A 25,770-nucleotide genomic window follows, 5' to 3' on the forward strand; every position below is an offset into this window, starting at 1 on the left:
TTCATGCGTTGTCCTTCACTTGTTCTGCTTGATAGCCATCACTACTTTCGCCTACATTAACATTAGAATATTCTTCATCATCAATATACTCTTTCAGAACATACCCTCTGCCCCAAACGGTTTCTATGTGGCTTTTTCCATCATTTGCACTTTCAAGTTTCTTACGTAATTTGCACATAAAAACATCAACTATCTTGTTATCTGAAGGTTCATCCAAGCCATTGTAAAGATGATTTAAGAACATTTCTTTTGTTAGTACTGTTCCTTTACGCAGTGCTAGCAATTCTATCATAGAATACTCTTTATTAGTAAGGTGAACCGTTTTACCTTTCACCTCAACAACCCTGTGATCAAAATTGATATTTATATTACCAATCTTTATCACCGATTCAGGATGGCCTTTAGTACGACGCACTATGGCCTTAATTCGAGCTAATAACTCGCTTTTATGAAATGGCTTGGTTAAGTAATCATCGGCACCATACCCGAGTCCTTTAGCTTTGTGATTGACAGCGGATATACATGAAAGTATTAAGACAGGAACTTTGATTTTTGCACTTCTTAGTCTTAACAATATATCATATCCGTCAATATCACCAGGTAAGTGTATATCTAAAATAACTAGGTCATAGTAATCTCCGTTTGAGGAAACCATATTATTGTTATAATCTTGTGCAGAAGTAACAACGTCACAGAAGTGTCCATCAGAAGTTAAGGCGTTAACCACAGTCTTTGCACTTACTTGATCATCTTCAATTAATAATATACGCATATTTTACACCCCATAAATAATTTATAATTTTAGTAATATATATAACTAAGGAAAGTAATAAATCAAATTTTTATTAACAAATGATCAAAATTACACTTATTAATTAATAGTAAATATATTGTTCCAAAGTTATATAAATAGATCTAAAATATAATAGACATACCATGATAGTAATAATATTTTTAGTAAATATTGAATTAAAGTTACTATTATTAAAAGAATACTTCGGTTAATAAATATTTAACTATTCTATATGTCTGTGTTATATTTTTAATTTACTTATCCTACTATTTTAAAGTATAAGTAATATTTTCAGGAATATTGTGTGGCAATATCAATTTTAGGTGCTGGTGCATGGGGTACAGCAATCGCAATTTCATTAGGTAGTAAGAAAGATGTGATTTTGTGGACTCACAATGAAACTACATTTGAATCAATCAACGGGAAAAGAGAAAGTGACAAGCTACCCGGTTGTCGAATTTCTGATAATGTGTCAGTAAAATTGGCTATTGAAGACACAATTAATGCTTCAGTAACAATCCTCGCTGTTCCTACTCAGTCTCTGAGGAAGGTATGTCAGCAATTGCATAATTGTAATCTGAAAAAAGATGTAGCAATAATTTTAGCTTGTAAGGGAATAGAAAAGTCTACATTAAAATTGCCTAGTGAAATAGTAAATGAAATTTTACCTAACAATCCTATTGCTATTTTTTCAGGTCCTAGCTTTGCTGTAGAAGTTGCAAGAAAATTACCCTATTCAATGGTTCTTGCATGCCAAAATAACACATTAGGTTCAAAGCTAGTATCAGAGCTGCAACAAGAAAATGTTAAATTGGAGTTTAGTAACGACATTATAGGAGTACAGATTTGTGCAGCGTTAAAGAACGTTTTTGCTATAGCGTGTGGGATTGTTCTAGGTAGTAAACTTGGGTTTAATGCTCATGCAGCATTGATTACGAAAAGTATGAGCGAAATTAAGGCTTTATACTCAGCAAAAATTGGTGACGGTAGTGTGGATATAAATACACTACTTGGGCCAGCATGTCTGGGTGACCTAATTATGACATGCACATCCTTGAATTCAAGAAACTTATCTTTTGGGTTTAAAATAGGTAATAGTGACAATGGCTTTAATGTTCAGCAGATTTTGTCAGAAGGCAAGTCAGTGATTGAAGGTTTTAGCACTGCTGAGTCCATATTTAATTTAGCAGGAAAGCTAAAGATAAAAATGCCTATATGTGAAGCGGTCTATAGATTATTGTATGAAAGCGCCTCTATAGAGGATACTATTTCTGTTCTTATAAGTTAATTTTGTATTTGGATATATTGTGAAATTTTTATATAAATTAATATCAACGTGGTGGCTGTCTGGAACAGTAAAAAAAATGCCAGGTACTGTGGGTAGTTTGGCTTCTTTTCCGCTTGTTCCTGTAATCCTGAGCAACAAAATTTTAGGTGCAGCAATTATTTCTTTTTTATTCTTAATTGGATTATGGTCTACAGGTAATTATATAAAACATTACAAGACTTCATGTGATCCAAAAGAGGTAGTAATTGACGAAGTGGTTGGTCAATTGCTGACGATACTTTTAGTTTCGATATTGTTAAGCCAAGAGATGAATTGTTCTTCATTGTTGTTGTGCTTTTTTTCTTTTAGGTTTTTTGATATAATAAAAACGTGGCCTATAAATTTAATCGATAAAAATACCAAAGGTCCTTTAGGTATTATGCTAGATGACGTTATAGCTGCAATTTTAGCCTGTGTTCTTATAGGAGCCTTTTATTGTTTATTGTTGGTGTATGCAGGATAAAAAAATTTATTATTCAAGCTTAATTGTTCAAAATCTAAAGGATTATATACTGTACACAGCGAATTTATCTGAGTGGGAAGTACACGATGAATTTGATAACATCATATTTACAATAAATGGTACCAGGGAGTCATTATTTAATTTTGTGTTCTGTGGAGATCAATGTACCGAGCTTTCTATACAAAAAACTCTAGATTATCTCAGAACAAGAGATATAGAAGCAACATGGGTAATAAATTCACATATGAAAATAAGAGATATTTTAGAAAAGTGTGAAATAAAACACGTTAGCACACCAAAAAAAGCTTTACTTAATATGAAAAATTACTTTTTACCTGCTGATGTTATTCCAAACTTGAGGTTAAATGCTGTGAATGGTAGCAACCTCTTAGAACAGTTAGATCTACACACTTCTAAAATTTTTTATCATGGCGTTGGAATTGTCAGCACATTTTTTCGCGGATTATCAAATTATGATGATAAGAACTCAAGATTAAGATTTTTTCTTGTAACACTAAATAATGAAATTATTGGGACATGCGGTCTTTATGTTCAAGACAGCGTAGCTGGTTTTTATAGTGATGGAGTTTTACCAATTTACAGGAATCGTGGAATAGGTACCCAAATGGTTTTAGAAAGAATAAAGATAGCTAAACAGCTTGAATGCAAATATATAGTAGCACATTGTATGAAATCTTCTGTGAACCTTTATAAGAGATTGGGCTTTCAAATGTTAGGCAATCTTTACTTATATACCTCTTCAGCATAATTCTGAGCGGTTACAAATTTTTACATTTGTTTTAAAAGTGCTATGTTTTTTTTGTATGAAGTGGTTTTAATATTGATTCTAATATTATTCTTTCTCTCTTATTCTAAATTAAAAATTAGTAATAAGATTAAGAACTTACAGCATCAAAATGTTATCATAAATAATTTAATTGATACTGTGAATGATGGGTTTTATATTTGGGATGCAAAAAAACGTATAGAAAAGTTCTCTCCCAATTTACTAATTTTGCTTAATACTGTTTTTTACTCATTTAATGAGTTTGTGAATTTTTTTGAGCAATCAGAAAGCTTAATCAAAAATTTTGTTGAGGCAAAGGAAATAAATAAGTCTTTTACTCTAGATTTAAAGTCAAAGGATAGTGAGGTTTATTGCATATGTTACGGTAGAAGCATAATAGATGATTCTAACAATGTGATAGGTGTGCTGTTATGGATAAGGAATGTCTCAGACTGTAAGATAAAGGCTAACGGACTTGAGTTAGAAAATAGTAAGCTTACACAGGAAGTGGAGAGCTATAAAAACGTTTTCAACTCTTTACCATTTCCAATACTAAGATATAACAAGAGTAGAAAGGTGGAATTTTATAACTTGTTTTATGATAAATATGTAGATGGTTCTAAGAAATTTGCTATTACCGGTAGCGCTCATAGCACAAAACCAGGAAGACATGTCATAACTTATAAGAACGAACCTAAGGTTTTCGATTTTGTTAAAATTCCAATACAAGGTTCTGGTAGCATAGTAATGTATGGGAAAGATGTTAGTGATGCAGAGAAATTATATACTGAATTAAATAGTTATTTAGCTACACAGAAAAATTTGCTTGAGAGGTTACCGGTTGCTATAGTAATATATAGTAAGAATCAAAAGCTAAAATTTTATAATAATGCTTTTATAAAAACCTTTCAATTTGACCCAAAATTTTTGGCATCTTACCCAACTTATCACGAAGTTATGCTTTACCTCTTCGAATCTAAAAAGCTTTTAGAAAAAGAGGATTTTCAAACTATTAGTAACCAAAGACATGAGTTGTTCAAAAAATTATTTGAATCGTACGATGATACGATGCACTTCACAAACGGAAAAGCGTTCAGGGTATTAACAATACCCTACGCTTCGGAAGGTTTGCTGTTCTCTTACGAAGAATGCAAAAGATGATACTTAAACTCCTTCTCTCTCTACCATGAGCTGTTTTACTTTCGCTATTGCTCTTGCTGGATTAAGTCCTTTAGGACAAGTTTTTGTGCAATTCATTATTGTATGACAACGATACAACTTGAATGGGTCGTTTAAAACATCAAGTCTTTCACCTGTCTTATTATCACGGCTGTCAGCAATCCATCTGTAGGCTTGTAATAGTATTGCTGGTCCTAAAAATTTTTCACTATTCCACCAGTAGCTTGGACAACCAGTTGAACAGCAAGCACATAATATACAGTCGGACAAGCCATCTAATTTTTTTCTATCTTTAGGAGATTGAGAGTATTCTTTATTTGGTAGGGCAGGCTTATCTGCTTGTAACCAAGGTTTAATTGATTTGTATTGCTCATAAAATTGGCTCAAGTCCGAGACTAGGTCCTTTATCACATACATGTGAGGTAATGGATATATTTTTACGTCACCTTTTATATCGTGTATAGATCTAGTACATGCAAGAGTATTGGTTCCGTCAATATTCATGGCACAAGATCCACATATGCCTTCTCTACAAGAACGTCTGAAAGTTAAAGTCGAATCTATTTCATCCTTTATTTTTATTAATACATCAAGTACCATAGGGCCACAACTATCCATATCAATAAAAAATGTGTCTATTCTAGGGTTTTTCTCGTCATCAGCAGACCAACGGTAAATTTGAAATCTTCTGATGTTTTTTGCTCTAGCAGGAATAGGATAAATTTTGCCCTTTTGATTAATTTTAGAATTCTTTGGCAAAGAAAACTGAACCATATCACTTACCTTTTATTGTTTATAGCTAAAACCCTTTGTAGATAACATATTTTATTATCATCTACTATATTTTTATTAAATTCCTTTTAAATCGCACACATATTGTAGCCAAGCGAAGCTAAAATCTCTCTTTCTAGATTTTTCATTATAATTTCTTCATCTTTTTTTTGGTGATCATAACCAAGTAAATGCAGTAATCCATGCACTAACATGTGTGCAATGTGAGCAAGAATGGGTATACAATACTCATGCGATTCTCTTTTTATTGTGTCTATTGAAATTGCTATGTCTCCTAAATCGCACTCATTAGACAATTGTTCATACGGAAATGATAGTACGTTAGTTGGCTTATCCATTTCTCTAAATTTTAAATTAAGTTGATGTAGCAAGTCATCATCAGCCAGAGCTATTGATATATTTGGTTTATAGTGGTCTATTTTTAATTCTTTTAGAGAAGCATTGATGACACCTAATACAAAATTTTTAGGATTTTCTATAATGCTGCACCATTTCTTGTCAAGAATATTTACTTCTAACATGAGTGACACATCAGTAAGGGTGTCATGCAAATAGCTGACACTGGAATCCAAAAAAGAAGAGTTATAGACCCTTGTGTCATGTACACAACTGTACGAATATTGTACACTAGAAGGATGTCATCCCAGTGCCTAGACACTGGGATCCAGGAATTTTGATTAGACATCAAGTTAGTAAATATAAAAGTAGCTAATCTTATATTAAAACACAATGGCTTTAATGTGGTTGCATTAAGGCTGGATTCCAGTGTCAAGCACTGGAATGACACCTTTGTGTTTGATGCAAAATCGGCTATAACGTTTAATGCACTGCCTTCGAGACAAATATTCATACAGCTGTGCGTTGCGTGCTGAGATGACATCATTTAGGAACTGAAATGACAGGTATTACACATCACTAATCCTTATTATTTCATTCCATTCAATTTCCGAAACTGGGGCAATTGATAAACGTGGTTGTTTTAATATAGCCATATTTTTCAAAAGTGGGTTTTGTTTTATATTATTTAACGTTACTTGGTTATTTAAAGGTTTCAAAAACTTTACATTCACTAATCCGAACTTGGGATCATTAACATGATAATACTCTTTAAATACTTCAACGATTCCAAGTATTGCTTTCTCTTTACCTGTATGATAAAAAAACGCAAGATCGCTTGCTTTCATAATTTTCATGTAATTTTGAGCTTGATAATTGCGCACACCATCCCACTCAACTACCTGCTCCTTTTCCATTTTTTGCCATGAGTATTCACTTGGCTCTGACTTGAGTAGCCAAAATTGCATTATTTTTTTCTTCTTAAGTAAGCTGGTATATCATAGATATTGCTGCCCCACTTAGCTCCTTCGCTTACCTGTTCAGCTGGTTTTGTTTCCAGTGTTTTGTCTTGCGTACTTTCACTTTGACTATATGGCCACTTAAATTTCTCTTTCTCTGAGTCTTCGCTCTGACTTATAGGTGAAGTTTCTGATTTATTATTGCGACCATCAATGCCAGTTGCAAGAACAGAAACTCTAACTCTTCCCTCCATCGCTTGATCAAAAGTAGCACCAAATATTATATTTGCATTTTCATCTACTTCTTCACGCACTCTATTGGCTGCAGCATCAACTTCAAACAGAGTCATATCTCCGCCACCAGTAATGTTAATTAATATTCCTTGCGCACCTTTCATTGATACATTATCAAGCAATGGATTGGATATTGCAGCTTCCGCAGCACTAATTGCTCTATCTTCTCCTTCTGCCTCTCCGGTGCCGATCATCGCTTTGCCCATCTCGCTCATTACTGTTTCTATATCAGCGAAGTCAAGATTAATAAGCCCTGGCATGACCATCAAGTCAGTTACTCCTCTGATGCCAATGTGCAGAACATTATCAGCAAGTTTAAATGCATCAGAAAATGTAGTTTTTTCATTTGCAATTCTAAATAAATTCTGATTTGGAATGACAATAAGTGTATCCACGTATTTTTGCAATTCTTCAAGTCCAAGCTCTGCAATGCGCATGCGGCGCACACCTTCAAAACCGAACGGTTTAGTTACAACTCCAACAGTCAATATCTTTTTTTCTTTTGGCGCTCTATCCTTAACTGCGGCTCTTGCTTCTCTGGCTGCTTTTGCAATTACCGGTGCTGCACCGGTTCCAGTACCACCGCCCATTCCTGCTGTGATGAAAAGCATATGACTATCTTTTATATGCTCCATAATCTCATCAATTGATTCTTCTGCTGCACCTTTGCCAACATCAGGCAAAGCACCAGCACCAAGACCCTTAGTTAAATTAATGCCAAGCTGAATTTTTTTATCACATAACGACTTTTCTAGTGCTTGAGCATCGGTATTTGCGACAACAAAATTCACTCCTTGCAAATTAGATTGGATCATGTTATTCACAGCATTCCCACCAGCACCACCCACTCCCACAACGGTAATCCTTGGGTGTAATATAGGTAACTCTGGCAGACTAAGATCAATAGACATTTAAATTACTCAAATTTAGCGAATTCACTTGATAATAAGTTACCGCTTTTTTAATAATATGCAAATACTTTTCACTTCTATAGGCGTAAACAGTAAACGGGATTTACTTATTCTTAACATTTATACTAATAAGCGCCGTTAATTATAATAACTAGATTCTTAGATAACATCACTTAACCGATGCAAAAAAATAGAAAATGTTTATAAAAAGGGACAGAGACTATCCCTTTTTATTCTGTTTAAGCTACTTTATTTTGTTATTGTTTCTGCTTCTTTTGGTAACAGTCCAATCACTTTTGCAATTTTAGTCAAGTGCGTTAATGGATCACCATTATTTACTTTAATCTTATCACCACTCATTGCAAGCTTATCACCATCTTTTTCACAGTTACTGAATACTTCTTTCACTTCATCAATTTGACTTGTCGTCTTACTAATATTCTTATGTGCATACACAGGTGCAACTATTAAAGCCACCACCGCAGCAACAACTATCAAACTAGCAACTAGTGGATGAGCAACTAAAAATGCAGATACTGCAGTAATAGCAGGACTAACGAGTGTTGCAGCTTTTGTTCCAACTGTACCAACGAAAGCCGCATAAGCTGGGCTCATAAAATAAGCAGCTGTAAGCGAAATTGCTGCTGCAATTACTACACAAGCAGCAAATGTTTTGTATGGATGGTGGTATGCGTAATTAGCTGTACCATAAACTGGTGACATTACTCCAGCCCAAGCCTTTCTAAATATTCCTGAATTCTCATCTGTCTGATTTTTATATGCAAACCATATAGCCTTAGAATATCCGGTACCTTCCTTGATAGTAAACCTATTCGTTTTACCAAAATTTCCACTTTTCATAACTCTACTCCTTAAATAGAATGTTAAAATTTTATTAAGGGCAGTATATAATGAAAAAAATTATCTGTCAAGTAAACTAATTTTTTAATATACCCTTATTCTGTAATTCAGCGCTTCAGCAATGTGTGCTCTTTTTACTTCTTCACTTTTTGCAAGATCTGCAATAGTTCTTGCAACTTTTAATACGCGTGTGTAGCCTCGATTGGAAATGTAATTTTCTTTCAGTACGTATTTTAGCAATTCTAACCCTGCCTGATCTGGTTCAGTAAATTTATTAAATGCTTCACCGCTTACTTCTGCGTTACAACGAACATTCAATTTACTATAACGCTCAGTTTGAATTTTTCTCGCTGCTATCACCCTTCCTCTTATGATTTTAGTACTTTCTCCCTCCACAGAGATTTCAGGAGAGAGTATGCTAACGTTTGGCATTTCAATGCATATGTCTATTCTATCAAGCAATGGGCCTGATATTTTGTTTTTGTAATCTGTGCCACACTTTGGAGCTTTGTTGCACGATCTGCTTGCATCACCTAGATAACCGCACCTGCAGGGGTTCATTGCAGCTATAAGTTGAAAATTGGCTGGATAAGTAATGTGAGCGTTCGCCCTTGCAACGGTAACTTTTCTATCTTCAAGTGGTTGGCGCAGAGAATCAAGCACGAGTCTTGGAAATTCAGGTAACTCATCAAGAAATAACACGCCATTGTGAGCCATGGTAATTTCTCCGGGTTTTGCATTCTTTCCTCCTCCTATCATTGCTGGCATGGAACATGAGTGATGAGGTTCACGAAAGGGGCGAGTTACTTTGAATATTTCATTACCAGTTTTTGTTATGCTGGAAATAATATTAACATCAATCATCTCCTGTTCGGTCAAATCAGGCAGCAACCCTATAAAGCGTTTAGCAAGCATTGACTTTCCAGTACCAGGAGGGCCAACAAGAAGCATATTATGCCCACCTGCTGCTGCAATTTCAGCTGCTCTTTTTGCAACAACTTGGCCTTTAATATCCTTCATATCGGGAACCAATCTTTTTTCTTTGGGTGCATCACTATATTTAAAAATTACTGGCTGAGTTAATTGTTCACCCTTAAAACGCGAATTCTGGATTAAGGAAGGAAGAAAGAATAGGAAATAGAAGGCTTTTTGGATTTGATGGAATAGGAAATGAGAGTAGAAAAGATATGAACCAAAAAATTAACAGGGGATCTATGGCGAGTGTGTTCAATTTCTAGTCTATTTTTTAGGTAACCAAAAACAGTCTCAATGATAGACCTTTTTCTCAGTAAAATCTTCTCATTTAGCGAAATCAATGTATTTTTCATACCTTTTTTCACGTTGGTAACAAGTTTCAAACCTCGGTCAAACAGCTTCTGAAAAAGCTCTTTTGCAATATAACCTTTGTCACCAAACAAAAGGCCGATTAATTTTTCCGTCAGATTTGGCACAGGTATCCTATCATCAACATTGCCTTTTGTGAGCGTAAGTGCATAAATTTCACCATTTTCATTGATTACCATATGTAATTTGAAACCAAAAAACCAGCCGTAAGTGCTCTTGCTTAATTTTGCAATTCCAGCAAAAACTTTGTTTTTGGATATTCTTTTTGCATGACAAACTGCAATGGGAGTTGTGTCTATATATGAAATTCCAGTGTTTTCTGACTGTCCACAAAGCCAATGCAACAACATTGCTAAATGCCACAAAACCCTAGGCTTTAGAGCAACAAACCTGGTATATGAAGGTAACTTTGGAAACTCTGATTTGTAGAGCAACGTTAGGTAATGTAGATAGAAAGTTTTGAAATTTTTACACGGAGATTGTTGATATAGCAGGATTATTGTCATGATTTCGGAGTGCTCAATTTCCGTTGTTCTTGTGGGTTTTTTACCATTTGGCAGTAGTTTATCTGCAAAATTTTTCTCTATATCTCTGCAAAAATCATCGACCAAACAAAACAGTTTTGTTATATCTTCCATGGGTAACCTCATCTATTTTTTTATAACTGCTGAGTTTACCCTGTTTTCTTGCCTTTTCTATTCTCCTTTAATCCAGAATTCACGTTTAAAGTGTCTGATAATATCAGTTAATTTCTCTATAGCTAGAATTGAAACATTCTTTACCCATGAAGCCTCTACTCCATTTCCCCTTGGGCAAATTACTCCTTTATTTGCCTGTTTTGCATTGATCGCTGTTGGCAGCACTCCTGAAACTGGAATAACTCTGCCATCAAGGGCAAGCTCACCCATAATGATATAAGACTGAACTTTTTCAACTGGTATCACATTCATTACAACAAGTAGTCCAATAGCAATAGCCAAGTCATAATGACTGCCTTCTTTCAGCAAATCCGTAGGGGAGAGATTAACTGTAATTCTTTTTGGAGGTAGTAGTAGATTGATTGAATTTAACGCTGCTCTGATGCGTTCTTTGGATTCCGCAACAGTTTTATCTGGCAATCCAACAATATTGACTGCTAGTACAACATTGCATAATTCTATTATGCCTATTTTGATCAAAATTTGCAAGACTTTTTATGCGAAATACTATGTATAAGTGGTTGTGGTTGATTTCAATTTGATGAATTAACATTCTAATAATATTTTGCTTAGTCTGCCAATCTACTTGATCAAGCTTTGATTCAACACTTGAGGAAAAGTTTTTCAAGCTATCTGTAACAAGGCTCAATTCTTGTTGTAATTTCTTTTGATCAAGTACTTTTTCTTTTTCCTCCTCAATTTCTTTCAAATGCTGTTTCATTGTTGTAATTCTTGGCTCAAATTCTTCTTGGCTTATAAACCCTTTGGCATAGCTATCGATAAATTTTTTGATACTTAATCTTAACTTACTTTCTTGCTTTTCACGTGTTTGATTATGTAAAGGTTTTTTGTTCTCTGACAATCTACGTTGATATTCATTTGCAATCCTATCTGGCTCTTTTAATATACTCTTAACTTCCTCCCATACGACTGTATCGAGTACATCAGTGCGTATTGATTTATTATCGCAGATTTTATTGCCATTAAATTTGCTAGAGTTTGTACCAGAGCAACGATAGTAATAATATGTCGACTTTTTATGAACGTGGTTTGTACCACAATAAGTATATTGACAACGTTGGCATACCATTAAACCTTGTAATAAATATGTTTCTCTTCTTTGCCGTACTCTTGCTCTTTGTCTATTTTCAGCTAATTGTGTTTGCACTGAATCAAATAAATTTTCATTGATTATTTTTGGTACTGGAATATAAGTCCAATTCTCTTTATCACTATTAAAGCGACCACTTTTAAGTTTACCACAAGTTCCTTTTTTTGATTTTTTTACTTGTGGTTTTGAGCATGTCCTAGTTTTACCATAAGCTGCTTGTCCTATATAAGCAGGATTTTTTAACATGTTCCAAATAGTGCTCCTTTTCCAATACCTTTTTCCTGTTCGTGTTATTATCGGTATCTTATTCAGTTCATGTACAACTTCTCCTATACTTGCTCTTTCTTGGCCAACCCGACTAAATATTTTACGCACTATATTTGCCTCTTCTTCATCAACCTCAAATTGAGCACTTCCTTCACCTACATGTTTTGCTATGTAGCGATAACCGTAAGGCGCCCTACCCATCACACTTATACACCCAGCTTTGGCCGCATGAAGTTTACCTCTACGGTTTCGTTCCATAATCTTTGCACGTTCATACTCTGCTATTGCTCCCTGAATCTGTAGAAATAAATGGGAATCAGGATTATCATCAAACTTATGATTCAAAAATACTATTTCAGATCCAGCCTTTTTAAACTCTTCGAGTAAGATCATTTGATATGAAAATTTACGTGATAGCCGATCAGGTGAATGAATATATATCTTATCAATCTTACCTTCTGCTACTCTATCACGTAAACTCTCTAAGCCAGGACGTTCTAAATTTGATCCACTATAACCATTATCGACAAACCTGTGCTCATCTAATAACTCATGTCCATCACTACTAATGCGACGCTCCAGTTCTACAATCTGACTCTCTATTGTATTCTCCTGTGCCTGTTGTCTTGATGAAACTCTTGCATACAAGCTTACCGTTACCATTTTCTTCTACCTCCTTTATTTTATATTTCAATAATTGTTCATAAGCATTTGCCAAATATGTACTCGCCAATCTGTGAGGTTCATAACGGCAATTAATAGTTAATTCCCCTTTTTGCATGTTTTTCTTCCTGTGAGTTTTTTTATAAGGTTAGGAGACTCCTATTAAACTAAATCAACGCACACCTTATTTAAGAAAGCTGTCTAGTTCACACAAATTCTCCCTAATAAATATACAAGATTTGAAAAAATTATGTCCAAAAAATCTTTGCTTAAATTATCATATTATATATGATATAGCTTATTTAAAGTATCATGAATGTTTATCCAAGTAATGAATTCTGGGAGAGTGATTTAGAAGTTCCTGTTAACCTCTTACTAGAACGTTTTCAGGATTCTAATGTACGTCAATCTTGGTTAGATTCCCTTTCTGGTAAACAACTTAGCATCATTTTTCAGCATTGCTTTAAAAATCATTTAAATGGGCAACTTTTTCAGGACGGAAATTATGACGATAGATCCACTCAACAAAAACGTAAGATACTTACCAGTTACTCTGACTCTCTTTTTGACTATTATCTCATTAGCTACTTTGATCGTACAAAACTTGAGGCTACAGTTAGTGAAGTAGCAAGATTTGCTCTGACTGAGAAGTTAATGAGATCGTACCTGGTAAAAAACAATACCAAGTATGATAAAAGATCCTTATTGTTTTTACTATTTCACATAAATTGTGAACTTCTAAAATCTGTCTATCACTTTGATAAAGTACAAAAGAGAGGTTTCGTATCATTTGCTCTACAGAAATCACCAAGACAAATAAACACTTCATTCAAGGAATTTATGTCACAAGAAGCTGTAGAGCAGATACTGAAGTTTGAAAACCAATTGCAGGGTTTTTTCCATCATCAAGATCGGATATATATGTTTGTACGTCGAGGAAGTGACATGGATTTACTGCTTAATTCAAACAAAGTTGTTCATGGCCATAAACCTGAGTGGATGATTTTAGATTTTTCGATTGATGGTACAAAGGTTAATCTCTGTGCTAAAAATACCAATAAAGCTGTGGAAATAGCAAATAGTATTGTAAGTGGTTATTTTAACTGCGAATGTACTTTTGTAAATATACAAGATAAGAACTTTCCATTACAAGTGTACAAATTTCTTCAAGCATGTATAGATGGTTCTGACCCTGACATTTGTATATTTGAGTTAAATTTTAAGTCAGATTATTTTAAAAATAGTAATACATATCTTACTTTGAGTGTAAAGCCATATGATCCTATTGCACCAGAGTTACATATTTTAAAGCCAGCTATTGGCAACATACTACAATCTATTCAATCAGCTAAAGTAATGTTCCAAAACAAAAAGGTAACATTTTCTTTCAAAATAAGTGGGGAAGTTTATTATTCAGAGCATCCACTCAATAAAAAAGAAAGAGAGGACCTGAAGAAACATATGGAACAATCTTATGGTCTTAAAATCCTTTCACGAGCAAATTGCTGATCTTTTAAGTTTGAATAATTCCTGGATCAATCCAAGTCAAAATCATATTAAAGCAGCAAGATACTTATTTGATCTTGGATTGATAAAAATGCAAGAAAGGTGCTATATTGTTTGTTCTCGTGAAGAAGATCATCTTGATTGGCCGAATGTAATTGATCCAAGTTGTAGCAATGAGATTTTTATTGATCCAGACTTTGATGAAGCATGTGATGACGCTATTTGTGAAAACTGCTCTCGTCATATTTTGCCTAATACTTATAAAAAACAGAGATTTCATCTCTTATCCATATACTTAAATACAGAGAGAATCATAGACTGGTTTGAAATAAAGTTGAATGATTCAAGACTTATGTGGGAAAAAGTAGAAAAAGGAGTTTATTATATTTGTAATCAAGGTCGCATTGTAAATCTAATAATCCTTGATTTTTGTACTGATGCGATATTTTTAACAATAGATAAACTTAGAGTCCATCCGACAGTTCTAATCACTCTAAAAAAAGATATACCGAATCTATTATTGAGTTTATATGTAGTGCCAATGGTGAAACTGTTTTGTCAGCTTAAAACTTTAACTGAGATATTTCAAGAAGCAGCTAAAAGAGGAGTACCAGAGGTAGTAGAAAATACTTCTTTGCAAGTTTTACCAGCTTCATATATTTCGCTTAAACGTATTGAACCAATTATACCAACAAAGCTTTTGGAGTTACAAGTAGTTAAAGGTATGGTATATGTTAATAGTATTGAAGTTATAAATAAAAAAGCTGCATCATGTCTTAATATTTTTCGAATATTATTTAGGCAATTTTTACATGACTGCGAGAAAGAGTTACCACCTGAAAAACATACGCTTCTCAATATTAATCAGTTAGAAAAGCTCTTGGGACTTAATTTAGAAGCAGATTTAGAACAACAAATCAGAAAACCATTAAATAAAATGCAAAGAACAATCAAATCTATACTTGCTGAGAAATTAGGATTAAGTATTGAACGTGATGATGTAATACAAACACTTGGTTGGCAAAGATCATCACATGGTTATCGTATTAACCCTTTTACTTTGACTATAAAAAAATAGAATCAACTATGTTTTTTAAAAATTTTCAGCTCCATGAGTAAATTTTCCAACTCCACGTGCAAATGGTCCTGTTTTTACATCAAGCCATTTATCTTCTTTTGAACCATTAGCCATTCCTTTAACTATTTGCTTTGCTTGTAAAAGCTCCTGAACTATACGCTCTAGTCTATCCCTTCCCATACTATGAAAAACTTCAGGCAATCTATGTCGTTGTTTATGTATTCCTGCACTTCCTGTATGAGTAAATGGATGTCCTGAACTAGCAGCTCGCGCAATTGAATCAGTAAGATATATTTTAAGATCTTTATCGCTAATATTTTGAGCTTTTAATTGTTCAGTAATGTCTTCCAATAGCCCTGTTTCTTCATTTCTTAGGTAAGTGCGTATGGTACGATCAGCCAGGCCATTTGCCTTAACAACAGCTCCATAAAATAGTGCATTTTGTCTTGGGATTTTTCCAATTGACCTAAAAATCATTGGTTTAGTCATATCTTCAACAGGCCAAAAAGCAAAAGAACACCTGACTCCATTTACGAGAGCAGAAGTACCTCGAATAGCATCTCGTGCTTGCTCTACTGTTGATATAGGCTTTTCTCCCTTCAGCTTTCTCATATGATGTGCAGTAATTATTGAAGCCCCAGTGCTACATGCTAAATCAGATAATAAACACATGAGATAATCCCCTACTGCTGGATCAGCATTTAAATCTGCATGAATGAAAGAAGCAAGGGGATCAAATATAATGAGCTTTAAGTCCTTTATTCTCCTCAGCTGCTTCATTACCGACTCAAATTCTGGAGATATTTCTACAACTTTACCGCGAACATTCTTAAGTATGGCAAAAGATCCTCCTATATTTGGCAGTGGTACAATAAATAGCCTATCTTTATATTTTAATCTTTCACATTTGGGATCAAGTCGTTCTAAGCGACGATGTATTTCATTTGTATCATCTTCTGCAGAAAATACCACAACAGATCCGTGTTCAGTAACAAGTTGGCCAAATCCGCATACCTGATCTATGCTAGCTGCAACCTTGAGGGCTAGGTCAAGAAGAAGCATACCTTTACCAGTATCACCCATTGCAGCTAAAATAGATGTGACACCCAAAGGAAATAATCCTTCAACTAAGAATCTTTGCTTTGGTACTGGACCTACAAAACGCTCCACACTCCAGCTAAAAATATCAAGCGGTGATTTAATAATTATTTTTCTTGAGTTTTTTTCGATGAAGTCAAAAATATCTATATTCTCTTGTACAGCATCAGCAGCATCCCAACTCCTTAGTTTATCTGGTGGAATCCTAAGCGTAGCAAGTGATGCAACACCAAGTTCTAAAAGTTTCTTTTCAGCGTTTTTAGCATATTTATTACCTGCTTCATCATTGTCTGGCCAAATGATAATATGTTTACCTTTTAGCGGAGTCCAATCTGTTTTATCAATAGGTGCATTTGCTCCAAACATTGCTGTTGTTGCAGTTATTCCTTTCTCTATAAGTACTTCTGCGCATTTTTCTCCTTCAACCAGAACAACCTTATCTGATTTTAAGATACCTGGAATGTTGTAGAGCGGCCTTATCTCTGGCTCTTTGAATCTCTGCTTTTTAGCATCAAATGGTTTAAACTGTTTTTTCTCTAAAGGAGGATCATAACGGTAGACTATTACAATCAATTGGTTATTTTCATCGTAGTAGTTCCAACTACAAGTCAGATATTGTTCTAGATCTCTAATATTATTTTTTTCTTTGATGCCAAGCCATTCACTTATTGAGAGCATTACTTCAGGAAATTCTGTTTTCGCATTCTTCCCGTGTACCGTTGCCCAAAGATCAATAATGTCACCACCTTCTCCCGTTGCAAAATCTTTCCATAATCCGGCTCTTTCGCCTGTTAACTCTATTACAGTACTTTTGCCCTTGTTACCCTGTACATCACCTACATAAAACTTATCACCACGAAATGTCCCTCCTGGTAGTAGGTAAAAAAGACAAGATCTGATGTTTTGCAAAAGCTGAGTTTTTAGCTCTAGCATAGTGTCGGTTTTTGTGGATAAATTAAGCCGTAGCTATAACTTTAGAGTTCTGCCAACGCCCATTTACTCTGCTAATGAATTTTGCTGGTATTGATTTACCGTTTCTTAGCTCATATACTACTTGCAAGACATTTGCACGTTTATTTGGTTGAAACATTACCATACCAGATGTATAAAAACTTCTTAAAGCATTAGCACCAATTAAAGCTTGAAAAGGACTTTTTGCGAGTGTAGCTGTGGATACTTTTCTGGTATGACGTGTAATAATTATTCCAGCCATAGGATTAATTATAGAACGTAGTTTTTCTATTCTACTTTGCAGGCCAGAAAATATATTTTCATAGTCAATCGAATCCAAGACGATAAGATCTATCGTTTTAAATTTTTCCCCTATGATCTCTTTTATTCTCTCTATACCTTCATCATTTAAAGTTAATCTCATCTTTGTAGTAATGATCAAGTTTTCTTCTGCTAGATTTGGTAGCCTTTGATTAGTTATGATTTGTTGTATGCGTTCCCTGATATAATTGTACTCCATCTCATTTTGCAGATAGACTATTTTTAGTGGCCTTGCTGACTTCATCTTAAGAAACGACACTCCTGCTGCAAGATGTGCAAGCAAAGAGAGAAGAAAATAACTTTTGCCAACCTTTGGCGTACCACCAATGACTAAAAGACCACCTGGAGTGAGAATTCGTGGAGCTATTATGTCTTCTGGTATTGGTGATTGATCACTTAAGTACTGCTTTACAGAAAATATTTTTTCTTCTCTTTTCCCCCCTTTTTTTTCTCCACTCTTTGATTTTTTATTGAGCCACTTTCTAGCAGAATATATATCACCCTTAATTAAAATCCAAAGATCAATAATATCACCACCAGTTCCTTCAGTAAAATTACGCCAATCACCAGCTTCCTTACCTACTATTTTAACTGTAATTGTATTTCCATTTAAGTCTCCAATATAAGTTTTTTCTCGGTAAAACTCACCATTTGGAAGTAGGTAAGAAACACACTCCTTGATATTATCAATCAATAACATCTTTAACTCTTTTTGCTTTTTAGACATAAAATTCCCATACATATTTTTCATACGTGTAAAGTTGAGATTAGCTAGCTCACAAACAGTTTCAAAAGATTTTGAATTCAGCCAATTAATTGCTTCTTCTCTTAGCTTTGGGTTTTTTCCTACTGCGTCCTGAATACCTCTAGTAACGACAGCAGACCAAAGCTTTTCCTCGTCGTACTTCAAAATGGTACTCTGTCAATTTCATAATTTTTGCGGTATTCTGGAGTAACTACCGAAGCAATTTTGTTCTTCTCTCCATATTCATCAGTTATAACACCTACCTTTACTGTAAACTCTAAGCCATTTAATTCTGCAATTGAATTTAGCTTACGAGCAAGGATTGCACTTTCTGAGTTATCATGTGGATGAATGTCACGTGCTGATTCCAAGATACTGCGAAGCATAGAGCGACCCATTTCTCCCCAAGTATCTTCTGCTTTACTACTTTTAATACCAATTATTTGGTAAATCTTATGCTTTTCATATAGACCTTCAATAACGGTAAATTCTGTATTTAAATAAATGCTACCGGTAGTGGGGCTTTTAGTAAACCAATGCTCATAACCTCCAGGCTTGATTGTCATTTTTACCTTTACTATTGTACCTTTAGGTATTAGTCTACTTTGCGGTTTTACAGTGTTAAAATCAGTTAATAGGTTTTGTAACATATATCACTCTCCATGTTTAAATTTTAAAACTTGCTTTTAATCTTTGTAAGCAGCTTACCTAAGTGTGGTTCTTCAACCATACTCAGACGTCCACTACGATCCTTAGCTGGGTATCCCCAGGGATTTAAAGTGTGGCAAACAAAAGAGCGCTTCTCCGTTCCATCATCTTTCTTGATTCCAACCATACTGATTACTTCGTCAACTATCCCAGGAATTTCACTAGCAGTTTTAGTTCCTTCGCATTGAGGTAGCCAAATTGGACGATTGAAGTCATCGAGATATTGACCTAAAGTGCCAACTATGATGATGTCTTTGTCTCTGATGTGTTGAAATTGATTGAGCCAAGCCATCATCTCCTGAGCAAGTAATCCATAGGCAGCTCTCATGTCCTGTTTTCCCGATCTCTCAGAAAAAGCTTCAGGTTGCATTTTTGCCCATAATAGACATAAACGTGAAGCAACGGTTATGCTATCTACAAAAATGCATCGGTATTTAGAAAACTCAGAGAAAAGATCTTTGTACTTACCAGATACATGTTCATGGTGTCTTTGGCTATATGCTTGATCAGACTTCAGCGCAGGATTAGGCCCCCCTATAAGACAAGCAATATCTCTAGCTTCATTCCAAGTGCGAAGACTAATTGAATCTCCTTGCCAATCTTGAACAGCAAGAAGCCCTGCTTCAAAATCAAGGCAAAGTGTTGGTTCATCTACGGTCTTTAGGAGACTTGTTTTACCAATACCATAAGGACCAAAGATGACCATTTTTACAGTTGATATTGTTTGCAATCTTTCATTATTATTCAAAATTTTAAGAACCATTATTTATCCATGCTACGATGTATATATATACAAGAAAGGCAAAAATTTTGTTCAATTTTTCTTTTTGCCTTCGTAGTAAATAGGAGAAAGTTTGGCACGTATCTTCTTGATAATATTGTTTAAAGTGGTTCTTGAAACGTTGTTCATTTTGGCAACTTCATGTAAGTTAAAAAATTTAAGTTGCTCACATATATTTTGCCATTCCTTTGGTAAAACCGAGATCATATAGTCTACATCAATGCGTTTTGTTATTTCACCCTCAAATAGCTCTGTTACATCAATACTAATGTAATTGTTGATATCACGTTTTGCACATCGCTGTTTCTTTAGCAAGTTAATAGCTTTATTTTCAGTTAATCTTGCTACAAAGGTATTAAAGCTACTTTTGTCTTCATCATACTGGTCAAGATATGGCCAAATTTCACAGAAGAGTTCTTGCTCAAGATCTTCGTGAGCTTCATTAATAAAGCACTTAGCAAGTTTTAGTCTATAAGCTTGATATTTTACATTTTTAATAACTATATGGTAGTTTTGTAATTTCATAACTTTCCTTAAAAACAAATTGATGCTTTTAAGGATGAGAGTTATTAATGCTATTATGTAGGACAGGAGCAAAAATAAATAATACTGATGCGATTTTTAATCTATTGATATTCTGTTATTTTTTTTTGAGAATAATACTGATGCAATTTAAAATAATACAGTTTAGGTTTTTGGAATCTATTTTAAATGGATTTCAATATTTTTAAGAATGGGTAGCTCAGGCTTCCTAAAGTTATATTAAAAATATATAAGAATTTCATATTTTGAAATTCAATATCACCTAAAGAGCTAAAAATGTGGATTTCGCTATTAAAAGAATAGCTTAAATTTTTAAGAGGAAAATAGTTGAAAAGTATGCTCTCTATAACCTTAAGTTCCGTTCCTAATTACTGGCTTCCTAAATCAGGAATTAGGAATCAGGAATCTAGAATTAGCCTGTATGGCGGGTTTTCACCATGCGTTCCTAAAACCGTTCCTAGGAACGGCATATCTGAAGTCCGCCAATATGGAGGATTCTAGCTTCCTGAAACCCTTATATATAATATATATATATAATACATATATAAAAATATACACATATATAAAAACATATAAAATATAAGAGTAGAATAATAAAAACCTCTAAAAGTAGAGAAACCCGTTTGAAAGGTCTTCAAATTCAAGAATTATAAAAAAAAATTCCTAAAAATTTGAAGATTTTTTGGACGAAAATTTTTCAAATCTTGTATATATATGTACACAACAATTGAAAGGCTTGGTAAACAAACTGGCTGTAAAAGAGTTTTTATGTTAGTTGTTAAATTTCGAAAATTAAAGATTTTTTGGACGTAATTTTTTCAAATCTTGTATATATATGTACTCGGCAATTGAAAGGAAATGCTCACCCTAGATCTTGGCAAACAAACCGGCTGGACTATTTTAAATGATGGAATAGTGCAAAGTGGAAGTAAGAGTTTTCATGTTAGCAGGTTTAGTGGTGGTGGAATGCAGTTTTTAAATTTTCGTAATTGGCTTAATTCACTTAAGTATAAATTTCCAGGCATTGAAGTTGTATACTTTGAAGAAGTGAGAAGACACTTGGGAACTGATGCTGCACATATCTATGGAGGGTTTTTAGCACACCTTTCTGCTTGGTGTGAAGAAAGTAATATTCCCTATCAAGGTGTTTCGGTTAAGACTATTAAACGTTTTATAACTGGCAAGGGCAATGCAAGTAAAGCTGATGTAATTGAAGCAGTGCAGGAAAAGGGTTTTTGTCCAACAGATGATAATGAAGCAGATTCTTTAGCATTAATGTTCTATGTTATGAATTTTAGTAAAGATTTCAATACGTTGAAGATATCATAAAAAGTGGGTCCTTTTGGCCAGGCTGGCGGGTTTGGTGGTCCCGACCTCGGGCCTTCTTTAGCGTTAGACATATTTCAAATGTTAACTACTTACGAAATTATAGCTGAGCAGTGCTAAAATAAGGAGAAAAAAAAGGTGAGAATTACGCAAGCAGAATGGGCAAGGGAAAAAGGGTTTTCGAGGCAATATGTCTGTTCTTTAGTAAAAAAAGGAATAGTTGAGCTGGAAGATGGACTTATTGACCGAGAACAAGCAAATGAAGCGGTAGCAGCAATAAGAGATCCAAGTCAACCACTGAGAAGAAAAGAGCGCGGAGAAATACTTTCAACGATATTGCTAAAAACGCGAATAAAAAATGAAACCGAACGTGGTAAACTTTTGGAAGCTAAAGTGAAAGCTGAAATAGGCAAATTTGTGTCAATTGAAGAGGTAAAAACTGAAGCATTTAACGTAGCAAGAGTTGTCCGTAATAATTTGCTTAATATTCCAAATAGAGTTTCAGCATTGCTTGCATCACTGAGTGACACTGAAAAGATTCATATGGTGCTAACTGAAGAGATTACAAACTCATTACAAGAATTATCTAATACTAAATTTCAAATATAAGAAAGATTTTGAATATAAAATGGCTAATAACTTAAGTTTGGAGTTAATAAAGTGTCTCATTAATCAACCTGGATTAGATGTTAATGTCAGAGGATTAAATGGAAAGACACCACTACATTGTGCTATAGAATTTGATGAATTAAGTATGGTGGATTTGTTACTCACGAAGAAGAACATTAATCCTTTTGTGGAAGATAATGAAGGTAAAACATCTCTTGATTACGCCAAAGAAGAGAAAAAAGCAGAAATATTGAAAGCGTTAATTAGTAACAAATACGGGTCAGAACAAGATAGTTTACTTCATTTAGCTGCAATGATAGGTGAAGTTAATGCAGTCAGATATTTGATAGGAAAAGGTATTGACGTTAATGTACGAAATGCTCTGCATCATACGCCATTACATCTAGCAGCAGGAATAGGACATGCAGAAGTTGTAAAGATTTTGATAAGAGAAGGAAAAGCTGAAATAGATGTCTTTGATGCGCGAAATCAGACACCAATGCACTATGCAGTTAATAATAAAAAGTTAGAGATAGTAAAGTTACTGCTGAAACTTGGAGCAGATGTAAATAGTGCACGTATGGGACAAAACTCAATGAAATTGTCGCCTGTTCATATAGCTGTAAGTAATACTAATTACGATGAAAGAGACTTATGTCTTGATATTCTCAAATGCTTAATAAGGGAGCCTAATGCTCAAGTCAATTTACAAGATTACGAAAATAAAACGCCACTACATTACGCTGAAAGACTTAAAACAATAGAGGTTTTACTAACACGAGAAGATATAGACCCTCTGGTAAAAGACGATAGCGGCAAGACACCATTTGATTACGCTAAACCTGAGATAAAGAAGGCTTTGATGAGTAATAAATACGGTTCTGAAAAGAATAGTCTACTCCATTTAGCTGCACAAAGAGGAGAAATTGAGATTGTAGAGTCTATCTTAAAAGAAGAAATTGATATTGATATTTCAAATAATAAAGGTCTATCACCGATTTACCTTGCTGCAGAAAAAAGGCATTTACATGTAGTAAAGTTATTGCTGACAAAAGGAGCAAATTATACACCTGTTCTGCACTTAGCAATCAAGTCAAATAATTTAGAGTTGCTAAAAACTTTATTTAAAGAAAAGAGCATCAAATTACCAGACGAGATAGGCAAGTCTGTACCAGTTTATTATAGGTGTATAGAACATAGAGATGCAAAAGTAAGAAAATACAACAATGTGATCTGTGTTTTTACCTCAGTAAGTGCAGTAGCAATAGCGGTATGTATAGGGTTAACAGCAACAACAATAAGCAGTGCAATCATTTTTGCAACAATAACAGGGATATTTGCGCTTATTATAGCAATAATGATAAGTGAGATGAGCAAAAGATATATAGAAAACGAATTTCAGAAAAAGATGTTTATGGAATTGGAGGAGTGTGGAGGAATAAACTCTACTGTTAACAATATTGAGATAGAACCAATTATGAGTAGATGCAGACAATGATATACGCTAGAGCTTTTTCTGAAGGTTTAAGACCAGATCCAGAGCTTAAAGTATCAGAGTGGGCGAATGAGTATCGAGTTTTAGCGCCAACTGCAGCATCAGAGCCAGGTAAATGGAGAACAGAAAGAACTCCTTATTTAAAAGAAATAATGGATTCACTATCTCCATCTTCGTCAGCGGAGAAAGTAGTATTCATGAAAGGAGCGCAGATTGGGGGAACAGAAGCTGGCAACAATTGGATTGGCTATATCATCGATCAAACACCAGGACCAATGCTAGTAGTACAGCCAACAGTCGAAATGGGAAAACGTTGGTCGAAGGGAAGATTTGCACCGTTGATAGAGAGTACACCATGTTTAAAGAGTAAAGTAAAAGACCCAAGATCAAGAGACTCAGGCAATACTGTACAAAGTAAGGAGTTTCCAGGTGGAATAGTAGTAATAACTGGAGCGAATAGCAGTGTAGGACTTAGATCCATGCCAGTAAAATATCTCTTTCTTGATGAAATAGATGCCTATCCAGGAGATTCAGGAGGAGAAGGTGATCCAGTACTGCTCAGTATTGCTCGAACTAATACATTTGCACGTCGAAAGATTTTTTTAGTATCAACACCAACGATTCATGGAATAAGCAGAATTGAGAAGGAGTTTGAAGCAACAGATAAGAGATATTTTTTTGTACCATGTCCGCATTGTAATTACTATCAAGTTCTAAAATGGTCACAAATAAAATGGGAAAATAACGACTCAAGAACAGCACATTATGTCTGCACTGAATGTAGCGGCAAAATAGAAAATCATCAAAAGACAGAGATGCTAGAACGTGGAGAATGGAGAGCTACAGAGGCAAAAGAAGGTGAGAAAAAAGGATTTCATCTTTCAAGTCTTTATAGTCCAGTTGGCTGGTATAGTTGGCAACAAGCAGTAGAGGACTTTCTCCATGCAAAGGAAAGTGAACAATTACTGAAAGTTTGGATAAATACCACGCTTGGAGAAACCTGGGTAGATAAAGGAGAAGTACCGGACTGGAAGCAATTATTTAACAGGAGAGAATTTTTTCAGATTGGCACAGTACCAAAAGGCGAAGTAGTTCTCACAGCAGGAGTAGATGTTCAAAAAGATCGCTTGGAAGTAGAAGTTGTAGCCTGGGGAAAAGGCAGAGAAAATTGGTCAATAGACTACCGAGTATTTGAAGGAGATACAGGAAGTGGAGAAGTATGGAAAAAGCTTTCAGAGCTGTTAAATCATCATTTTATCGGTGAAAATGGGCTTGAATATATGATAAGTATGATGGCAGTAGATGCTGGATATGCAACGCAAGAAGTATACAATTGGATAAGAGGTCATCAAGGCTGTGGAAGAGTAATGGCAGTCAAAGGTGTAAATAAAGCTCTAGTACCACTTAGCAGTCCAAGCAGAGTAGATATAACAGTTGGTGGGCAAAAGCTGAAAAGAGGAATAAAGCTCTGGCCAGTAGGAGTATCAATATTAAAGTCAGAACTTTTTCAATTACTTAATGTTTTAAAAGAAGAAGAGAAAGTGCCAGCAGGGTATTGTCATTTTCCCGAGTATGCACCTGAGTATTTTAAGCAGCTAACGGCAGAGCAGTTAGTCAGCAAGGTAGTAAAGGGATACACCAAACAGGAGTGGCAAAAGGTAAGAGAAAGAAATGAAGTGCTAGATTGCCGAATTTATGCGAGAGCTGCATCTATTGCGCTTGGAATTGATAGGTGGCAAGAAAATAAATGGAATAGTTTAAGTGAAAAACCAGAAAGTAAAAAATCAAAGAAAATAGTGAAAAGTAAGTGGATCAGCAAGTAGT

At 34.6% G+C, this 25,770-nt stretch carries 24 protein-coding genes and 1 pseudogene; 10 read left to right on the forward strand and 15 right to left on the reverse strand.

All coding sequences use genetic code 11. The annotated features are described in order from the left end of the window. Position 1: 1 nt before the first annotated feature. Positions 2-772 (reverse strand): response regulator transcription factor, encoded by a 771-nt coding sequence (locus OPR49_RS06570; protein ID WP_265027011.1) that lies wholly within the window; start codon positions 770-772, stop codon positions 2-4. Between the two features lie 325 nt (positions 773-1,097). Between OPR49_RS06570 and OPR49_RS06575 the strand changes: the two genes are divergently transcribed. From OPR49_RS06575 to OPR49_RS06590, 4 genes are read left to right on the forward strand one after another with little or no spacing between them, the layout of a single operon-like run. Beyond that, on the forward strand, positions 1,098-2,081 hold the full coding sequence (locus tag OPR49_RS06575) for an NAD(P)H-dependent glycerol-3-phosphate dehydrogenase (RefSeq protein ID WP_264337982.1): 984 nt from the start codon (positions 1,098-1,100) through the stop codon (positions 2,079-2,081). Between the two features lie 19 nt (positions 2,082-2,100). After that, positions 2,101-2,583 (forward strand): phosphatidylglycerophosphatase A family protein, encoded by a 483-nt coding sequence (locus tag OPR49_RS06580; protein WP_006279290.1) that lies wholly within the window; start codon positions 2,101-2,103, stop codon positions 2,581-2,583. Next, the gene (locus OPR49_RS06585) at positions 2,573-3,352 is read left to right on the forward strand and encodes a GNAT family N-acetyltransferase (protein ID WP_006280097.1); all 780 of its coding nucleotides are present in this window, start codon (positions 2,573-2,575) and stop codon (positions 3,350-3,352) included. The genes OPR49_RS06580 and OPR49_RS06585 overlap by 11 nt, the downstream gene beginning before the upstream one ends. A 42-nt stretch (positions 3,353-3,394) precedes the next feature. Next, positions 3,395-4,531 (forward strand): hypothetical protein, encoded by a 1,137-nt coding sequence (locus OPR49_RS06590; RefSeq protein WP_010962793.1) that lies wholly within the window; start codon positions 3,395-3,397, stop codon positions 4,529-4,531. A gap of 3 nt (positions 4,532-4,534) precedes the next feature. Here the strand turns inward: OPR49_RS06590 and OPR49_RS06595 are convergent, their stop codons facing one another. The 9 genes and pseudogenes from OPR49_RS06595 to OPR49_RS06635 form a co-directional block, all read right to left on the reverse strand. Further along, a complete protein-coding gene (locus OPR49_RS06595; protein ID WP_265027012.1) occupies positions 4,535-5,323 on the reverse strand; it encodes a succinate dehydrogenase iron-sulfur subunit in 789 nt (262 codons plus the stop codon). An 86-nt stretch (positions 5,324-5,409) separates the two neighbouring features. Further along, complete coding sequence (gene ybeY, locus OPR49_RS06600; RefSeq protein WP_264374001.1) at positions 5,410-5,862, reverse strand: rRNA maturation RNase YbeY; 453 nt, start codon at positions 5,860-5,862, stop codon at positions 5,410-5,412. Positions 5,863-6,246: 384 nt separating this feature from the next. Beyond that, positions 6,247-6,645, reverse strand: a complete 399-nt coding sequence (locus OPR49_RS06605) for an EVE domain-containing protein (protein ID WP_265027013.1) — start codon at positions 6,643-6,645, stop codon at positions 6,247-6,249. After that, positions 6,645-7,841 carry a cell division protein FtsZ gene (gene ftsZ / locus OPR49_RS06610; protein ID WP_010962790.1) on the reverse strand — a complete coding sequence of 399 codons (1,197 nt, stop codon included), beginning with the start codon at positions 7,839-7,841 and terminating at the stop codon, positions 6,645-6,647. The genes OPR49_RS06605 and ftsZ overlap by 1 nt, the downstream gene beginning before the upstream one ends. Positions 7,842-8,090: 249 nt before the next feature. Beyond that, positions 8,091-8,702, reverse strand: coding sequence for a hypothetical protein (locus OPR49_RS06615; protein ID WP_265027014.1), 612 nt, complete (start codon positions 8,700-8,702; stop codon positions 8,091-8,093). A gap of 84 nt (positions 8,703-8,786) precedes the next feature. Further along, a pseudogene (locus OPR49_RS06620) lies at positions 8,787-9,800 on the reverse strand (YifB family Mg chelatase-like AAA ATPase); the annotation flags it as partial. A gap of 14 nt (positions 9,801-9,814) precedes the next feature. Next, on the reverse strand, positions 9,815-10,684 hold the full coding sequence (locus OPR49_RS06625; RefSeq protein WP_458694421.1) for an IS982 family transposase: 870 nt from the start codon (positions 10,682-10,684) through the stop codon (positions 9,815-9,817). 57 nt (positions 10,685-10,741) lie between these two features. Continuing rightward, positions 10,742-11,164, reverse strand: coding sequence for a magnesium chelatase domain-containing protein (locus OPR49_RS06630; RefSeq protein ID WP_406833420.1), 423 nt, complete (start codon positions 11,162-11,164; stop codon positions 10,742-10,744). After that, positions 11,154-12,785: a recombinase family protein gene (locus tag OPR49_RS06635; RefSeq protein WP_012673261.1), complete on the reverse strand. Its 1,632-nt coding sequence runs from the start codon at positions 12,783-12,785 to the stop codon at positions 11,154-11,156. Before OPR49_RS06635 ends, OPR49_RS06630 begins: the two co-directional genes overlap by 11 nt. Positions 12,786-13,097: 312 nt before the next feature. Between OPR49_RS06635 and OPR49_RS06640 the strand changes: the two genes are divergently transcribed. Together OPR49_RS06640 and OPR49_RS06645 are read left to right on the forward strand one after the other, a co-directional pair. Next, the gene (locus OPR49_RS06640; protein WP_007549549.1) at positions 13,098-14,294 is read left to right on the forward strand and encodes a hypothetical protein; all 1,197 of its coding nucleotides are present in this window, start codon (positions 13,098-13,100) and stop codon (positions 14,292-14,294) included. Between the two features lie 10 nt (positions 14,295-14,304). Beyond that, positions 14,305-15,369 carry a hypothetical protein gene (locus tag OPR49_RS06645; RefSeq protein WP_245836036.1) on the forward strand — a complete coding sequence of 355 codons (1,065 nt, stop codon included), beginning with the start codon at positions 14,305-14,307 and terminating at the stop codon, positions 15,367-15,369. A 15-nt stretch (positions 15,370-15,384) separates the two neighbouring features. Here OPR49_RS06645 and OPR49_RS06650 read toward each other — a convergent pair whose 3' ends face one another. From OPR49_RS06650 to OPR49_RS06670, 5 genes are read right to left on the reverse strand one after another with little or no spacing between them, the layout of a single operon-like run. After that, positions 15,385-17,400 carry an AAA family ATPase gene (locus OPR49_RS06650; protein WP_264711412.1) on the reverse strand — a complete coding sequence of 672 codons (2,016 nt, stop codon included), beginning with the start codon at positions 17,398-17,400 and terminating at the stop codon, positions 15,385-15,387. A gap of 22 nt (positions 17,401-17,422) precedes the next feature. Then, the gene (locus OPR49_RS06655) at positions 17,423-18,649 is read right to left on the reverse strand and encodes an AAA family ATPase (RefSeq protein WP_264711411.1); all 1,227 of its coding nucleotides are present in this window, start codon (positions 18,647-18,649) and stop codon (positions 17,423-17,425) included. Beyond that, a complete protein-coding gene (locus OPR49_RS06660) occupies positions 18,646-19,134 on the reverse strand; it encodes a hypothetical protein (RefSeq protein ID WP_264337671.1) in 489 nt (162 codons plus the stop codon). Before OPR49_RS06660 ends, OPR49_RS06655 begins: the two co-directional genes overlap by 4 nt. Positions 19,135-19,157: 23 nt before the next feature. Beyond that, a complete protein-coding gene (locus OPR49_RS06665) occupies positions 19,158-19,955 on the reverse strand; it encodes an ATP-binding protein (protein ID WP_264711410.1) in 798 nt (265 codons plus the stop codon). A gap of 51 nt (positions 19,956-20,006) precedes the next feature. Next, the gene (locus OPR49_RS06670; RefSeq protein ID WP_236514589.1) at positions 20,007-20,498 is read right to left on the reverse strand and encodes an RNA polymerase sigma factor; all 492 of its coding nucleotides are present in this window, start codon (positions 20,496-20,498) and stop codon (positions 20,007-20,009) included. Positions 20,499-21,374: 876 nt separating this feature from the next. Between OPR49_RS06670 and OPR49_RS06675 the strand changes: the two genes are divergently transcribed. From OPR49_RS06675 to OPR49_RS06690, 4 genes are all read left to right on the forward strand, one after another. Then, a complete protein-coding gene (locus OPR49_RS06675; RefSeq protein ID WP_077188250.1) occupies positions 21,375-21,845 on the forward strand; it encodes a Holliday junction resolvase in 471 nt (156 codons plus the stop codon). A gap of 135 nt (positions 21,846-21,980) precedes the next feature. Continuing rightward, positions 21,981-22,451, forward strand: coding sequence for a hypothetical protein (locus OPR49_RS06680; RefSeq protein ID WP_264711409.1), 471 nt, complete (start codon positions 21,981-21,983; stop codon positions 22,449-22,451). 19 nt (positions 22,452-22,470) lie between these two features. Next, the gene (locus OPR49_RS06685) at positions 22,471-23,949 is read left to right on the forward strand and encodes an ankyrin repeat domain-containing protein (protein WP_264711408.1); all 1,479 of its coding nucleotides are present in this window, start codon (positions 22,471-22,473) and stop codon (positions 23,947-23,949) included. Next, positions 23,946-25,769: a phage terminase large subunit family protein gene (locus OPR49_RS06690; protein ID WP_264711407.1), complete on the forward strand. Its 1,824-nt coding sequence runs from the start codon at positions 23,946-23,948 to the stop codon at positions 25,767-25,769. The genes OPR49_RS06685 and OPR49_RS06690 overlap by 4 nt, the downstream gene beginning before the upstream one ends. The last annotated feature ends 1 nt before the right edge of the window (position 25,770 follow it).

Source organism: Wolbachia endosymbiont (group A) of Bombylius major, assembly GCF_947251895.1.
Classification (GTDB): domain Bacteria; phylum Pseudomonadota; class Alphaproteobacteria; order Rickettsiales; family Anaplasmataceae; genus Wolbachia; species Wolbachia pipientis.

Bases quoted from the DNA above. Each gene is read 5' to 3' on its own strand.
- OPR49_RS06650 (WP_264711412.1), bottom strand. From the start codon at position 17,400: ATGCTAGAGCTAAAAACTCAGCTTTTGCAAAACATCAGATCTTGTCTT.
- OPR49_RS06585 (WP_006280097.1), top strand. From the start codon at position 2,573: ATGCAGGATAAAAAAATTTATTATTCAAGCTTAATTGTTCAAAATCTA.
- OPR49_RS06570 (WP_265027011.1), bottom strand. From the start codon at position 772: ATGCGTATATTATTAATTGAAGATGATCAAGTAAGTGCAAAGACTGTG.
- ybeY (WP_264374001.1), bottom strand. From the start codon at position 5,862: ATGTTAGAAGTAAATATTCTTGACAAGAAATGGTGCAGCATTATAGAA.
- OPR49_RS06625 (WP_458694421.1), bottom strand. From the start codon at position 10,684: ATGGAAGATATAACAAAACTGTTTTGTTTGGTCGATGATTTTTGCAGA.
- OPR49_RS06605 (WP_265027013.1), bottom strand. From the start codon at position 6,645: ATGCAATTTTGGCTACTCAAGTCAGAGCCAAGTGAATACTCATGGCAA.
- ftsZ (WP_010962790.1), bottom strand. From the start codon at position 7,841: ATGTCTATTGATCTTAGTCTGCCAGAGTTACCTATATTACACCCAAGG.
- OPR49_RS06635 (WP_012673261.1), bottom strand. From the start codon at position 12,785: ATGGTAACGGTAAGCTTGTATGCAAGAGTTTCATCAAGACAACAGGCA.
- OPR49_RS06685 (WP_264711408.1), top strand. From the start codon at position 22,471: ATGGCTAATAACTTAAGTTTGGAGTTAATAAAGTGTCTCATTAATCAA.
- OPR49_RS06675 (WP_077188250.1), top strand. From the start codon at position 21,375: ATGCTCACCCTAGATCTTGGCAAACAAACCGGCTGGACTATTTTAAAT.
- OPR49_RS06690 (WP_264711407.1), top strand. From the start codon at position 23,946: ATGATATACGCTAGAGCTTTTTCTGAAGGTTTAAGACCAGATCCAGAG.
- OPR49_RS06590 (WP_010962793.1), top strand. From the start codon at position 3,395: ATGTTTTTTTTGTATGAAGTGGTTTTAATATTGATTCTAATATTATTC.
- OPR49_RS06595 (WP_265027012.1), bottom strand. From the start codon at position 5,323: ATGGTTCAGTTTTCTTTGCCAAAGAATTCTAAAATTAATCAAAAGGGC.
- OPR49_RS06640 (WP_007549549.1), top strand. From the start codon at position 13,098: ATGAATGTTTATCCAAGTAATGAATTCTGGGAGAGTGATTTAGAAGTT.
- OPR49_RS06615 (WP_265027014.1), bottom strand. From the start codon at position 8,702: ATGAAAAGTGGAAATTTTGGTAAAACGAATAGGTTTACTATCAAGGAA.
- OPR49_RS06660 (WP_264337671.1), bottom strand. From the start codon at position 19,134: ATGTTACAAAACCTATTAACTGATTTTAACACTGTAAAACCGCAAAGT.
- OPR49_RS06665 (WP_264711410.1), bottom strand. From the start codon at position 19,955: ATGGTTCTTAAAATTTTGAATAATAATGAAAGATTGCAAACAATATCA.
- OPR49_RS06670 (WP_236514589.1), bottom strand. From the start codon at position 20,498: ATGAAATTACAAAACTACCATATAGTTATTAAAAATGTAAAATATCAA.